14 protein-coding genes and 1 riboswitch are annotated in these 13,639 nt (G+C 71.6%); of the genes, 8 read left to right on the top strand and 6 right to left on the bottom strand.

Annotated features, from left to right (window positions below):
• Positions 1 to 202: 202 nt before the first annotated feature.
• The 4 genes from ACIBTU_RS11855 to ACIBTU_RS11870 all read left to right on the top strand — a co-directional run bounded on the left by ACIBTU_RS11855 (position 203) and on the right by ACIBTU_RS11870 (position 4,064).
• Positions 203 to 871, top strand: a complete 669-nt coding sequence (locus tag ACIBTU_RS11855; RefSeq protein ID WP_399125882.1) for a class I SAM-dependent methyltransferase — start codon at positions 203 to 205, stop codon at positions 869 to 871.
• 22 nt (positions 872 to 893) lie between these two features.
• Entirely contained in the window at positions 894 to 1,910 is a 1,017-nt protein-coding gene (locus tag ACIBTU_RS11860; protein ID WP_399125884.1) for an N-acetylmuramoyl-L-alanine amidase, read from the top strand.
• A gap of 147 nt (positions 1,911 to 2,057) precedes the next feature.
• The gene (locus tag ACIBTU_RS11865) at positions 2,058 to 2,921 is read left to right on the top strand and encodes a hypothetical protein (protein WP_399125885.1); all 864 of its coding nucleotides are present in this window, start codon (positions 2,058 to 2,060) and stop codon (positions 2,919 to 2,921) included.
• Positions 2,922 to 3,056: 135 nt separating this feature from the next.
• Positions 3,057 to 4,064 carry an LLM class F420-dependent oxidoreductase gene (locus ACIBTU_RS11870; RefSeq protein WP_399125886.1) on the top strand — a complete coding sequence of 336 codons (1,008 nt, stop codon included), beginning with the start codon at positions 3,057 to 3,059 and terminating at the stop codon, positions 4,062 to 4,064.
• A gap of 7 nt (positions 4,065 to 4,071) precedes the next feature.
• Here ACIBTU_RS11870 and ACIBTU_RS11875 read toward each other — a convergent pair whose 3' ends face one another.
• From ACIBTU_RS11875 to ACIBTU_RS11890, 4 genes are all read right to left on the bottom strand, one after another.
• The gene (locus ACIBTU_RS11875; RefSeq protein WP_399125888.1) at positions 4,072 to 4,593 is read right to left on the bottom strand and encodes a hypothetical protein; all 522 of its coding nucleotides are present in this window, start codon (positions 4,591 to 4,593) and stop codon (positions 4,072 to 4,074) included.
• Positions 4,594 to 4,987: 394 nt separating this feature from the next.
• Positions 4,988 to 6,064 carry a prenyltransferase/squalene oxidase repeat-containing protein gene (locus ACIBTU_RS11880; RefSeq protein WP_399125889.1) on the bottom strand — a complete coding sequence of 359 codons (1,077 nt, stop codon included), beginning with the start codon at positions 6,062 to 6,064 and terminating at the stop codon, positions 4,988 to 4,990.
• Positions 6,061 to 6,804, bottom strand: a complete 744-nt coding sequence (locus ACIBTU_RS11885; protein WP_399125890.1) for a methyltransferase domain-containing protein — start codon at positions 6,802 to 6,804, stop codon at positions 6,061 to 6,063. Before ACIBTU_RS11885 ends, ACIBTU_RS11880 begins: the two co-directional genes overlap by 4 nt.
• Complete coding sequence (locus ACIBTU_RS11890; RefSeq protein WP_399125891.1) at positions 6,798 to 8,153, bottom strand: glycosyltransferase family 4 protein; 1,356 nt, start codon at positions 8,151 to 8,153, stop codon at positions 6,798 to 6,800. Before ACIBTU_RS11890 ends, ACIBTU_RS11885 begins: the two co-directional genes overlap by 7 nt.
• Positions 8,154 to 8,351: 198 nt before the next feature.
• Between ACIBTU_RS11890 and ACIBTU_RS11895 the strand changes: the two genes are divergently transcribed.
• Entirely contained in the window at positions 8,352 to 8,978 is a 627-nt protein-coding gene (locus tag ACIBTU_RS11895) for a TetR family transcriptional regulator (RefSeq protein ID WP_399125892.1), read from the top strand.
• A gap of 10 nt (positions 8,979 to 8,988) precedes the next feature.
• On the opposite strand, the gene ACIBTU_RS11900 is transcribed toward ACIBTU_RS11895, so the two are convergent.
• Positions 8,989 to 9,222: a ferredoxin gene (locus ACIBTU_RS11900; protein WP_399125893.1), complete on the bottom strand. Its 234-nt coding sequence runs from the start codon at positions 9,220 to 9,222 to the stop codon at positions 8,989 to 8,991.
• Positions 9,223 to 9,225: 3 nt separating this feature from the next.
• Positions 9,226 to 10,683: an aldehyde dehydrogenase gene (locus ACIBTU_RS11905; RefSeq protein ID WP_399125894.1), complete on the bottom strand. Its 1,458-nt coding sequence runs from the start codon at positions 10,681 to 10,683 to the stop codon at positions 9,226 to 9,228.
• Positions 10,684 to 10,888: 205 nt separating this feature from the next.
• On the opposite strand from ACIBTU_RS11905, the gene ACIBTU_RS11910 reads away from it, so the two are divergent.
• The 3 genes from ACIBTU_RS11910 (at position 10,889) to ACIBTU_RS11920 (ending at position 13,461) form a co-directional block, all read left to right on the top strand.
• Positions 10,889 to 11,929: an MBL fold metallo-hydrolase gene (locus ACIBTU_RS11910; protein ID WP_399125895.1), complete on the top strand. Its 1,041-nt coding sequence runs from the start codon at positions 10,889 to 10,891 to the stop codon at positions 11,927 to 11,929.
• Between the two features lie 119 nt (positions 11,930 to 12,048).
• Entirely contained in the window at positions 12,049 to 12,294 is a 246-nt protein-coding gene (locus tag ACIBTU_RS11915) for a hypothetical protein (RefSeq protein ID WP_399125896.1), read from the top strand.
• Between the two features lie 12 nt (positions 12,295 to 12,306).
• Positions 12,307 to 13,461 carry a flotillin family protein gene (locus ACIBTU_RS11920; RefSeq protein ID WP_399125897.1) on the top strand — a complete coding sequence of 385 codons (1,155 nt, stop codon included), beginning with the start codon at positions 12,307 to 12,309 and terminating at the stop codon, positions 13,459 to 13,461.
• 48 nt (positions 13,462 to 13,509) lie between these two features.
• Positions 13,510 to 13,625: riboswitch (cobalamin riboswitch) on the top strand.
• Positions 13,626 to 13,639: the final 14 nt, after the last annotated feature.

Raw genomic sequence — 13,639 nt, forward strand, 5'->3', positions numbered from 1 at the left:
GCTGATTCGTGCTGTGCCGCGCCCCGGTGCCGGGCCGACGCCCCCGGAGGGGGCGGGTGGGTGGGAACGGGGTCTGGCCGATCGGGCGGCACCCGGCGCCGCGTACCACTGGCCGCCCACCGTCATCGCCGGCCGCGACGGAGCCGGAGAGCTGGGCGGGCCCGCGCCCCCGGTGCGGGCCCCTACACCCGCTTGCGGCAGCATGTGCGGCATGACCACCACAAGCGCACGTCCCGCCGCCGACGTCCTCGCCGCCTTCGAGGGCGCCAAGGGGTTCATGCCGCTCGACGAGGGGCTCGCGCTGTACGCGGCCGCCGTCGAGGCCGGGGCGCTCGGGCTGCCGCTCCTGGAGGTCGGCACGTACTGCGGGCGTTCGACGATCCTGCTCGCCGACGCCGCCCGCGCGGCCGGCGTGAGCGCCCTCACGGTCGACCACCATCGCGGCAGCGAGGAGCAGCAGCCGGGCTGGGAGTACCACGACCCGGAGACCGTCGACCCGGTCGTCGGCCTGATGGACACGCTGCCGACGTTCCGGCGCACGCTGCACGCGGCGGGCCTGGAGGACCACGTCGTCGCGCTGGTCGGGAAGTCGCCGCGGGTCGCGAAGGCGTGGGGCGGGAAGCTCGGCCTCGTCTTCATCGACGGCGGCCACACCGACGAGCACGCCACCGCGGACTACGAGGGCTGGGCGCCGCACGTCGCCGAGGGCGGGCTGCTGCTCATCCACGACGTGTTCCCCGTCAAGCACGACGAGTGGACCGGCCAGGCCCCGTACCGCGTGTACCTCAGGGCACTGGAGTCCGGCGCGTTCACCGAGGTCTCGGTATGTGACTCGCTGCGCGTCCTGCGCCGAACGGGCCCGGGACTCTGAGGTCACGGTTAGGGTCTAGGGCGTGTCGTACGTAGGCCCGGACCCCGATGACTTCGACGAGTTCTACCGGAGCGACGCCCCGAGGGAGGGCCGTCGCTTCGGTGGCCGACCCCTGCTCGTCGCGCTCGCCGCACTGGTGCCGACGGCCCTGGCGGGCTGGATGGTGTGGCAGGTGGTGAGCGGTCCCGGGGAGAGCGAGCCGCCGAAGGTGCTGCCCGCGCCGGGCGCCTCGTCGAGCGCGACGCCGACCCCGTCGAAGGAGGGGGCGTCGCGCAAGCCCTCGCAGTCCCCCTCGAAGTCCGCCTCAGCGTCCGCCTCGGCCTCCGCGTCGAAGAAGCCCCACAAGCCCGCCGGCGGCGGCACCGGCCCCCTCAAGGGCAAGGTCGTCGTGATCGACCCGGGTCACAATCCGGGAAACTTCTCGCACCCGTCCGATATCAACAAGAGCGTGAACGTGGGCAACGGCTCGAAGGAGTGCGACACCACGGGCACGTCCACCAACTCGGGTTACACGGAGGCCCGGTTCACCCTGGACGTCGCGCGCAGGGCGCGGACGATCCTCGAACAGCAGGGCGCGACGGTGAAGTTCACGCAGGACGGGGACCGCGCCTGGGGCCCGTGCGTGACCGAGCGGGCGCAGATCGGGAACGTGGCGCACGCCGACGCCGTCGTCTCCGTGCACGCGGACGGCTCCGCCGAGGGCAACCGCGGATTCCATGTGATCCTTCCCGCATCCGTGCACGCGGGCGCCGCCGACACCCGCCCGATCGTGGACCCGTCGAAGGACCTCGGCGAGCGCATCGTGGGCAAGTTCGTGCAGTTCACGGGCATGGGCCCGTCGAACTACGTAGGGGACCGCACCGGCCTGGACACCCGCAGCGACCTGGGCGGACTCAACCTGTCGACGGTGCCCAAGGTCTTCATCGAATGCGGCAACATGAGGGACTCGCAGGACGCGGGCAGGCTCACGTCCGGCTCCTGGCGGCAGAAGGCGGCCCAGGGTATCTCGGCGGGAATCGTGAGTTTCCTGCACAGGTAGAGGTCACGCTGTGGAACCCGGCAGACACCTCCAGCTCGCGGACGATAGTGTCCCTACGATGTGGGGCCACCCCTGCGCCTTGCGCCGCCTCCACCGATGACCGGACGACTTGACCGGGCGACCGGACGACTTACGAAGGACCCTGAAGTGAATATCCGCTCCCTCACTCGAGGCGACGGCGTGGTGATCGGAGCAGCGGTGTTGCTGTTCATCGCCTCGTTCCTCGAGTTCTACTCCTACTCGGGCACGAATTTCGGTGGCTCGGCGTCGGCGAACATCGACGGCCCCAACGCCTGGGACAACCTGGGTTACGGCCTGGGCACGTTCATGGGCGGAGTGATCGGCGCAGCTCTCATCGTCTTCAACCGGGCCCAGCCGCAGCCGCGCAAGGTGCTCGGTCTGGACCTCGGCATGGTCGGCACCGGCTTCGCCGTCCTGACCGCCTGGACGATGCTGTGGACGCTCATCGACGTCAGTGACAACCTCGACGCGGGTGCCGGCCTGATCATCGGCCTCATCGCCTCGCTCGCCCTCGCGGGCGGCGCCGTCGCCGGTTCGCTCGTCCCCGCTCTCAAGGCCCCGCTCGTCGGCGCCCCGCGCCCCGTCCAGCCGCAGCCGTACGGCGGCCAGCAGCCGCAGGGTGGCTACGGCTACCCGGGCGCCCAGCAGCAGCCGGGTCAGCCCTACGGCGCGCAGCCGGGTCAGCCCGGTCCGGGCCAGCCCTACGGCGGCCAGCCGCAGCCGCAGGCGGCCGCTCCGGCGCCGCAGGCCGCGCAGGGTGGTCAGCCGGCGCAGGGCGGTCAGCCGGCCGGGGACTTCTCCCCGTTCTGGTTCGCCGTGCCGGTGCCGCGTCCGCTGTACGCGGAGGACGGCTCGCCGTCGCCGATCGCCGAACTGGCGCCGGGCACCTGGTACTTGGCCGTCGAGCAGCGCGGCCCGGGCCTCGTCGCCCAGACGCAGGACGGTCGTCGCGGCGTCCTGCAGGACACGTCCGGGATCCAGCGCGGCTGATCCGGACCCCGTTCGCCGAAAGGCCTCCCGCCCGTACTTCCGGGCGGGAGGCCTTTCGCGTACAGTCACCCGGCGACAGCTGAACTGACGGACCGTCAGATACCTGGCGGTGGGCGGCGGAGGGAGTGTGGGGAGATGCGGCTCGGAATCGCACTCGGTTACTGGGGGCGCGGCCCCGACCCCCGCCATGTCGGGCTCGTCCGGGAGGCGGAGGCGCTCGGCTACGACTCCGTGTGGACGGCCGAGTCCTGGGGCAGCGACGCGTTCACCCCGCTCACCTGGCTCGCCGCGCACACCTCCCGCATCCGCCTGGGCACGGCGATCGCGCAGATGGCGGCCCGCTCCCCCACGACGACGGCGATGCACGCCCTCACCCTCGACCACCTCTCCGGCGGCCGCATGACGCTGGGCCTCGGCCTGTCCGGGCCGCAGGTGGTGGAGGGCTGGTACGGGCGTCCGTTCCCGCGTTCACCGCTCACCGCGACCCGCGAGTACGTGGACGCCGTGCGGCAGGTGCTGCGCCGCGAGGGGCCGGTCGAAGTCGACGGGCGCTTCCACCAGCATCCGTACCGGGGCGAGGACGGCACCGGCCTCGGCAAGGCCCTCAAGCCGATCACGCACCCGCTGCGCGCCGATCTGCCGATCCTGCTCGGCGCCGAGGGCCCCAAGAACATCGCGCAGACGACCCGCATCGCGGACGGCTGGCTCCCCTTGTACTGGTCCCCGACCCGCACCGACGTCTACGAGGCGTCCCTGACGGACCTCCCCGAGAACTTCATGATCGCGCCCATGGCCCGCGCCAAGGTCTGCGACGACGTCGCGGAGGGACTGCTGCCGGTCAAGGCCATGCTCGGCTTCTACATCGGTGGCATGGGGCACGCGAGCCGCAACTTCCACGCCGACCTCATGGCACGCATGGGGTACGAGGCCGAGGCACGGCACATCCAGGAACTGTTCGCCGAGGGCCGGCGCGAGGAGGCGGTGCTGGCCGTGCCGGACGCGTTCGCCGACGAGATCTCCCTGATCGGGCCGCGCGAGCGGATCGCCGAACGCCTGGAGCTGTGGCGCAAGGGCCCGGTGACGGATCTGCTGCTCCTGTCACCGGACCCCGAGACGCTCCGCGTCCTGGCCGAGCTGAACTAGCCCTGTCCTAGGACCCGTTCGCCAGTTCCTTCGCCGAGGGGACCTTGTCCTTCACCTCGGCACCGGCGCTCTTCCCGGCGTCCTTGACGCCGTTGATGATGTCGTCGAACGAACCGGAGACCGAGTCGACGCCGTCACCCTTGCGCAGCTGCTTCGGCAGGTCCTTCAGCTTGTCGATGCCGGCGGTCAGCGGGGCGACCGCCTTCGACAGCGTCGGGTCACCCTTGGCGTTGCGCTGCGCGGCCTTGAGCCGGTTGTACGTGAACGCGCCCGCGAGGCCCGCCTTGACGAGGGCGAACTTCCGGCCCTTCGCGCCCTTCTTGAACTTCCCGGCCTTCCACGGCTTCACGATCCACTGGTACGTGGCGCCCGCGGCGAGGCCCGCGTTGGCCACGAACCGTGTCTTGGCGAGCTTCTGGCGCTCGACCGCCGGGCTGCTGCTGGCCGCCGCCGGCCTTGCCACGGCCTCCGTACTGCCGTTGCCACCGGCACAGGCTGTGCCACCCACGAGCAGTGCGCCGCACAACATCAGGGCGATGATTCCCCGTCGCGCCGAAAGAGACTTCCCGACCACGCACACCTCCAGGCAGATCCCCCTCCCAGCACCCTCCCCCGCGATCCCCGCACCCGCCACTCGACCTCACACACGGTGACCAACTCCGGCGCCGGGCGCTGCCGCGCGGGGCCGGTCCGACGTGCCCCGCGGCCGACTGAACGCGCCCCGCCGCCGGGACGCCACCCGTACCCATACCTCCGCGCCCCTACCCCAGGCCTCCTCCCACCCACCCAGGACGACAAGAACCCGTGCCCGAGGCCAGGCAAAAGGGGCGCGGGAAGCCACGACGGCGCGGCAGTCGTGCCGTGGCCGAGGCTGCTACGGCGCCTGGGCCGCCGCGACGAAGGCCGCTACGGCGAGGTGGCGCCTAGGCGGGGCAGCACTCGGGGTCGATGCCGTTGGGGAGGGAGTCGCCGCCGAAGACCGCGCAGGTCGCCTCGTCCCCGCCCAGCGCGGCGACGGCCAGCAGCACCGATCCCGCCGTCCAGGACGTCAACTCCTCGGGCCAGATCGCCCGGTCCTCGAAGACGTAGCCCGTCCAGTACAGCCCCGTCCGCGGATCCCGCAGATGCTGGATGTCCTGGAGGATGGTGAGCGCCCGGTCCGACTGGCCGACGGCCCAGAGCGCGAGCGCCAGCTCGGCGCTCTCGCCCCCGGTGACCCAGGGGTTCGGCACGACGCACCGCACCCCGAGCCCGGGCACGACGAACTTGTCCCAGTCCCCGGCGATCCGGGCCGCGGCCTCGTCGCCGCGCAGCGCACCGCCAAGGACCGGGTAGTACCAGTCCATCGAGTACCGGCTCTTGTCGAGGAAGCGCTCGGGATGCCGCCGGATGGCGTGCCGCAGCGCGCCGACCGCCAACTCCCAGTCCGGCTGCGGCTCTTCGCGCTGCTCGGCGATGGCGAGCGCGCACCGCAGTGCATGGTGGACGGACGAACTGCCGGTCAGCAGCGCGTCGTTCACCGCCGTGCCGTCGTCCTCGCGCTTCCAGCCGATCTGCCCGCCGGGCTGCTGGAGCCGCAGCACCCACTCCACGGCGGCGCACACGGCCGGCCACATCCGGTCGAGGAACGCGTCGTCGCCGGTGGACAGGTAGTGGTGCCAGACGCCGACCGCGATGTAGGCGACGAAGTTCGACTCGCGCCCCCGGTCGGTGACGTCGTCCGCGTCGCCGTCGTGGTAGGCGGCGTACCAGGACCCGTCCGCGTTCTGGTGCCGGGCCAGCCACTCGTAGGCGCGCTCGGCGGCCTCGTGCTCGCCGGCCACGTCGAGCGCCATGGCGGCCTCGGTGTGGTCCCACGGGTCGAGGTGGTGCCGGCGGAACCACGGTATGGCGCCGTCCGGCCGCTGCACGTCGAGTATCCCGCGCACGGTCCGGCGCGCCTGATCGGCCGTCAGCACCCCGTCCAGGACCAGGAGTTCGGTCCGCTCGGGGCTGCTCACGCAGTGGCCTCGGCGTCGGCGGCGGGCAGGTGCGGCTTGGTGGCGTAGGCGACGAAGCTCTTGCCGACGACCGGGTTGAGCAGCTGCTCGGCGACCCGGGTCAGGGCGGGCTTCTTCATGATGTCCCAGACCAGGAGCTTGTGGTACGCCTTGACCGGCAGCGCCTTGTCGTTGTCGACACCGAAGGCGCACTTGAGCCACCAGTACGGCGAGTGCAGCGCGTGCGCGTGGTGCGTGCCGTACGGCTTGAGGCCGGCCTCGCGCATCTTTCCGAGCAGTTCGTCGGCCTTGTAGATGCGGATGTGGCCGCCCTCGACCTCGTGGTACTCGTCGGACAGCGCCCAGCAGACCTTCTCGGGCCCGTAGCGCGGCACGGTGACGGCGATGCGGCCGCCCGGCCTGAGGACGCGCACCATCTCGGCGAGCACGCCCTTGTCGTCGGGGATGTGCTCCATGACCTCGCTGATGATGACGACGTCGAAGGACTCGTCGGGGAACGGCAGCGCGAGCGCGTCGCCCTCCATCGCGGTGGCGGTGGCGCCGGCCGGGGCCTCGCCGGCCTCCTTCATGGCGGCGAACCACTTGGCGACCTCGGCGATCTCCTCAGCGTTCTGGTCCAGGGCGACGACCTGGGCCCCGCGCCGGTAGCACTCGAAGGCATGCCGTCCGGCCCCGCACCCGAGATCGAGGACGCGGTCGCCCGCGGCGAGCGGGAAACGGGTGAAGTCGACGGTCAGCACGTGGCCCTGCTTTCCTGGGGGGTTTCCTGGTGCGCGTGTGCGTGCGCTTGCGATCGCGGTCGTACGGAGCCGTCGGCGGCGGGGCGCGGGGGCGCCGCGTCCATCGACTCCCGGTAGAGCTCGGCGGTGCCCTGCGCAGCCCGCGCCCAGGTGAACCGGTCGAGGACCCGGGTGCGGCCCGCGGCGCCGAGCCGGGTGCGCAGCGCGGGGTCGTCGAGCAGTCGGGTCAGCGCGGCGGCCAGGGCGCCGGCGTCGCCGGTCGGCACGGCGAGGCAGGTCTCGCCGTCGGGTCCGGCGACCTCGGGGATGGCGCCGCCGGTGGTGGCGACGAGCGGGGTGCCGGTGGCCATCGCCTCGGCGGCGGGCAGCGAGAAGCCTTCGTAGAGGGAGGGCACGCAGGCGACCTGGGCGGAGCGGACGAGGTCGACGAGCTCCTGGTCGCTGATGCCCTTGACGAACTCGACGGCGCCTTCGAGGCCGTACCGTTCGATGGCCTGGGCGACGGGCCCGTCCTCGGCGCGCTTGCCGACGACGACGAGGTGCGCGTCGGGCTGCTCGGCCCGGACCTTGGCGAGGGCTTCGACGAGGTACACGAGGCCCTTGAGGGGGACGTCGGCGCTGGAGGTGGTGACGATGCGTCCGGGGACCTCTGCGATCGCCGGGTTCGGCGAGAAGAGGTCGGTGTCGGCGCCGATGTGGACGACGCGGATGCGGCCGGGGCGTACGCCGAGGTGCTCGACGATCTCGTCCCGCGAGGTGCCGGAGACGGTGAGCACGGAGGGCAGCTTGCGGGCGACGCGCTTCTGCATGCGGGTGAACGCGTACCAGCGGCGCACCGACATGCGGCGCTTCCAGTCGGCGGCGGCGTCGAGTTCGAGCTGCCGGTCGACGGTGATGGGGTGGTGGATGGTGCTGACGAGCGGGGCGCCGAGGTCGCCGAGCAGGCCGTAGCCGAGCGTCTGGTTGTCGTGGACGACGTCGAAGTCGCCGCGGCGGGCGCGCAGATGGCGGCGGGCGCGCAGCGAGAAGGTGAGCGGCTCGGGGAATCCGCCGGTCCACATGGTGCCGACCTCGAGCGCGTCCACCCAGTCGCGGTACTCGTCGCGCTTGGGGGTGCGGAACGGGTCGGGGCTGCGGTAGAGGTCCAGGCTGGGCAGTTCGGTGAGGCGCAGCCCGTCCAGGTCCTCGCCCTCGTCGAGCACGGGGTAGGGCTGGGAGCCGATGACCTCGACGCGGTGGCCGAGGCGGGCCAGCTCACGGGAGAGATGTCGTACGTACACGCCCTGGCCACCGCAGAACGGGTTGCCCTTGTACGTGAGGAGAGCGATGCGCAACGACTCCGCGGTCACTCCAGGCCACCCTTCTCTCCTGCTTGCCCGTGGACATCCCGGCCTGCCCCCTGGGGACCGCCGACACTACGTGGGGACGCTAATCTAGAACAAGTTCCAGACTTGATCGTTCAAGGAGCACCGAATCTACCGGCAGGTAGCCACGCTGTGACCGGTGGATCAGGTGATTCACGCCACGGCCACGACGGAAGCGGACAGATGACAGCTCCGGACGCCAGAACCAGCACGCACGGCACTCCCGCGCTCACCGAGCGCCAGGAGGCCAGGCGCCGCCGCATCCTGCACGCGAGTGCGCAGCTGGCGGCGCGCGGCGGGTTCGACGCGGTGCAGATGCGCGAGGTCGCCGAGTCCTCGCAGGTGGCCCTCGGCACGCTGTACCGGTACTTCCCGAGCAAGGTCCATCTGCTGGTCGCGACCATGCAGGACCAGCTCCAGCACATGCACACGACGGTCCGCAAGCGCCCGCCGTCCTCCGACTCCCCCGCCGAGCAGGTCGCGGACACCCTGATGCGGGCGTTCCGCGCCCTGCAGCGGGAGCCGCATCTGGCCGACGCGATGGTGCGGGCGCTGACCTTCGCGGACCGCAGCGTCAGCCCCGAGGTCGACCAGGTGTCCCGCCAGACGACGGCGATCATCCTGGACGCGATGGGTCTCGACGACCCGACCCCCGAGCAGCTCTCGGCGGTCCGGGTCATCGAGCACACCTGGCACTCGGCCCTGATCACCTGGCTCTCGGGCCGGGCCTCGATCGCCCAGGTGAAGATCGACATCGAAACGGTCTGCCGCCTGATCGACCTGGTCGAGGAGGACAAGCCCACCCCGTGAGGGGACGGGCCTACTCCTCCGGCGGAAACACGACCTCCCCCGATTCGGCCAGCGCCAGCGAGATCGCCTCGACGGGGCACCCCTCAGCCGCCGCCAGCACAGACTCACCCGCATCCACATCCGCCTCGATCGGCCGGGACTGCCGAGCCGTGTCCAGCCGGAACGCCCCGGGCGCATGGCTCACGCACATCCCGGACCCGATGCAGACCCCGCGGTCGACCTCCACATGCCACCGGTCACCCAAGACTCAGCCCTCCCAGCCGGCCGGCAGATGGATCATCTTGTGCTCGAGGTACGCCCCGAACCCCTCCGGCCCGAACTCCCGCCCGAGACCACTGTTCTTGTAGCCCCCGAACGGTCCGAGCATGTCGAGGCTGAACGTGTTGACGTTGTACGTCCCGGTCCGCACCTGCCGCGCGATCTCGATCCCGTGGGCGACGTCGGCGGTCCAGACGCTGCCGCTGAGCCCGTAGTCGGAGTCGTTGGCGATCTTCACGGCCTCGTCCTCGTCCCCGTACGGGAGCAGGCAGATGACCGGGCCGAAGATCTCCTCGCGGGCGATGCGCATGCCGTTGTGGACGTCGCCGAAGAGGGTCGGCTCGACGTACGCGCCCTGCTCGTACCCCTTGGGGACCCCGCCGCCGGTGAGGATCTTGGCGCCCTCGTCCTGTCCGATGCGGATGTAGTCGAGGCTGCGCTGCTGCTGGCGCCTGGCGACGAGCGGGCCGACCTGGGTGGCCGGGTCGAGCGGGTCGCCGACGACGAGGGCGGACGCGGCGGCGGTGAAGGCCTCGGCGAACTCGTCGTAGCGGGAGCGGGGCAGCAGGATGCGGGTCTGGGCGACGCAGGCCTGCCCGTTGTTCATCCAGGCGGCGGGGACGGCCCCGGCGACGGTGGACTCCAGGTCGGCGTCCGGCAGGACGACGGCGGCGGACTTGCCGCCCAACTCCAGGGTCACGCGGGTGAGATGGCGTGAGGCCACCTCCATGACGCGCTTGCCGGCCGCGACCGATCCGGTGAAGGAGATCTTGTCGATGCCGGGGTGCCCGACGAGGTACTCGCTGACCTCGCGGTCGGCGGGCAGGATCGACAGGACGCCCTCCGGCAGCCCCGCCTCCCGCGCGATCTCGCCGAGCAGGTACGCGTCGAGCGGCGACTCGGGCGAGGGTTTGAGGACGACGGTGCAGCCGGCGAGCAGCGCGGGCGCGAGCTTGGCGGCGGCGACGAACTGCGGGACGTTCCAGGGGACTACGGCGGCGACGACCCCGACGGGCTCGCGCCGGACGAGCAGCTTGCCGAGGGCGCCGTCGCGGGTCTCCTCGTAGGTGAAGCCGCGGGCGACGTTGATGGCGCTGTCCCAGACCATCATCGCGCCGAGGGCCTGGGCGAGGACGGACCAGGAGTAGGGGGAGCCGTTCTCCTGGGAGATGACCTTGGCGATCTCCTCGTGGCGGACGGCGATGGCGTCCTTGATGCGGCCGACGACCTCGATGCGCTCCTCGAGGGTCATGCGGGGCCAGGGGCCCTCGTCGAAGGCGCGGCGGGCGGTGGCCACGGCGCGGTCGACGTCGGCGGGCGCGGCGTGCGGCACCCGCCCGAAGACCTCGCCGGTGTGCGGGGAGACGACCTCGATGACGTCCTTGCCGAGGGGATCGGTCAACTCCCCGCCGATGAACAGCTGTCCGTGTTCCACGAGCTCGGGCATGGCGGCTTCCGCTTCCGTGAGGCGTGTCGCTTTCTGACGGTGTTTCAGAACCGTGTTTCAGAACTGATACCAGTTCTAGTTCCGATGCGGAAGGGCGAGGAGGGCGGCGGAACCGGTTTGCCGGGGCGACCATTGAAACAAGTTCTAGGTGTTCCTTACAGTGCCCGTGGCATCGATCGCGGCGATCGGGCGGAGAGGCGGACCCATGACGCAGGTGACCGACCACGGCGGCGGTGTGCAGAGCATCCGCGTCCCGATCCCCGACAACCCGCTCGGCCACACCCTCGTCCACCTCCTGGACACCGACGCGGGCCCGGTCCTGATCGACACCGGCTGGGACGACCCGGAGTCCTGGGACACCCTGGCCGCCGGCCTGACCGCCTGCGGCACCGACGTCAGGGACGTCACCGGTGTCCTGATCACCCATCACCACCCGGACCACCACGGCCTGTCGGCGAAGGTGCGGGACGCGTCGGGCGCGTGGATCGCGATGCACGAGGCGGACGCGGCGGTCGTGCGCCGCACCCGGGAGAACCCGACCTCGCGCTGGTACGCGTACATGGCGGCGAAGCTGGTGGCCGCCGGGGCGCCCGAGGCGCACGTGGCCCCGCTGATCGCGGCCCGGGACGCGGGCCGCCCCCGCAAGCTGCCGGGCCTCGACCCGGCGCTGCCCGACCGCGCGATCACCCCCGGCGACCTCCTCGACCTGCCCGGCCGCCGGCTGCGCGCCATCTGGACCCCCGGCCACACCCCCGGCCACGTCTGCCTCCACCTGGAGGAGGACCACCCGCTCCAACTCCCTGGCCGCGGACGCCTGTTCTCCGGCGACCACGTCCTGCCCGGCATCACCCCCCACATCGGCCTGTACGAGGACCCCGACGACGCCACCGTCACGGATCCCCTGGGCGACTACCTGGCCTCGCTCGAACTGATCGGCGCCCTGGGCCCGGCCGAGGTCCTGCCCGCGCACCAGCACCCCTTCACCGACGCCCCCGCCCGCGTAGCCGAACTGCTCGAGCACCACGAGGCCCGCCTCGCCGATCTGCGCGCCCTCCTCGCCACCCCGCTCACCCCGTGGCAGCTCGCCGAGCGCATGGAGTGGAACCGCCCCTGGGCCGACATCCCCTACGGCTCCCGCAACATCGCGGTCTCCGAGGCCGAGGCACACCTGCGCCGACTGGTGAAACTGGGACACGTGGAAACGGTCCACGGCAGCGATCCGGTGACATACGTGGCGACGGGTTGACGAGGGCGGCGACGCGGTGACGGTCTTTGCCACCCGGTGATGGTTCGGGGGGTCCGGGCGGGCGTATGGTCTGGCTCTCAGGGCTCTCACGAGCCGGAACGACAAGGGGGCGGCCGCCGATGGCGCCGGACGAGGCCGTGGTCGGCTGTACGGGGAGACTGCTCATCGGCACCCGGGGGCCCGCGGGCCCCGGCGAGGTGCTGGTGCGCGTCAGGGGCGGGACCGAGACGTTCCTCGCGTGGTCGGACGCTCCGCTGGAGCAGGGTTCGACCGTGCTGGTCATCGAGTCCCGCGGCACCCGGCAGGTCGAAGTCATCGCCTGGACCGATCCGTTGCTCGGCGACGGCACCGGCGACGCCCGCTAAGGAGACGTGAGCATGTTCGGTTATCGCGTTCCCGCACCCGACGAGGCGATGCTGATCTCGGGCGGCAGGCGGGGACTTGGGGGAGCGCCGTTCCGCGTCGTCACCGGGCACGGGAAGTTCGTCCTGCCCGTTTTCCGCAAGACCCGCTTCCTCTCGCTCGCGATGATGGAGTCCGAGGTCGTCGAGAAGTGCGTGACCAAACAGGGCATCGCACTGACCGTCCGGGCCGTCATCGCCTTCAAGGTCGGCAACGACCACGAGTCGATCGTCAACGCCGGTCAGCGCTTCCTGTCCGACCAGGAGCAGATGTCCGTCCTCACCGGGCGGATCTTCGCCGGTCACCTGCGCTCCATCATCGGCTCGATGACCGTCGAGGAGATCGTCACCGAGCGGCAGAAGCTCGCCACCGAGGTCCTCGACACGTCGAAGTCCGAGATGGCGAAGATCGGGCTGCACGTCGACTCGCTGCAGATCCAGTCCATCGACGACGGCAACACCGGGTACATCGAGGCCATGTCGCGGCCCCACAAGGCGGCCATCCAGCGGCAGGCGCAGATCGCCCAGGCGCAGGCCACGCAGGCCGCCGCCGAGGCGGAGCAGGCGGCGGCGCGCAAGCAGGCCGAGTACGCGCGGCAGACCGCGGTCGTGCAGGCCGAGTACAACGCCGAGGTCGACCGGGCCAAGGCGCAGGCCGACCAGGCGGGACCGCTGGCCATGGCGCACGCCCAGCAGGAGGTGCTCGCCGCGCAGACCGAGCTGGCGCTGCGCCAGGCCGAGCTGCGGGAGAAGCAGCTGATCGCCGAGGTCGTGAAGCCGGCGCAGGCGGACGCGGAGCGGATCCGGGTCCTTGCCCTCGCCGAGGCCGAGCGGATGAAGATCCAGGCGGAGGCGGCGGCGTCCTACGACCGGGTCGCGCTGGACCGGATGCTCATCGACCAGCTGCCGCAGATCGTGAAGGAGGCGTCGGCGGGCCTCGCCGGGGCCAACGTGAACGTGCTGAACGGGGCCGACGGGCTCGGGGAGATCGCGGCCGGTCTTGTCGGGCAGGGGCTCACCATTCTCGACTCGGTGCGCAAGAACCTCGGCGGTGAGCCCGTGGGGTCGGATGTGGAGCCGTATCGGGGTTCGGGTGAGCGGAACGATGACGGGCCCGTCGATATTCGGTGACTCGTCTGTCCCGGCGCCCCTGGAGGGCACACTGCGGGTACCTCCAGGGGCGCCGGTAAGGTAGGTGCGTCGTCATTGTGCGTGTGTGAGGGGAAGCCGGTGGGAGTCCGGCGCTGACCCGCAGCCGTAGAGCCGGAATGCCTCACGCCCGTAGTGATCGGCTCGGAACCGTCGAGGC

The organism is Streptomyces sp. NPDC050145 (assembly GCF_044460245.1).
Lineage (GTDB): Bacteria > Actinomycetota > Actinomycetes > Streptomycetales > Streptomycetaceae > Streptomyces.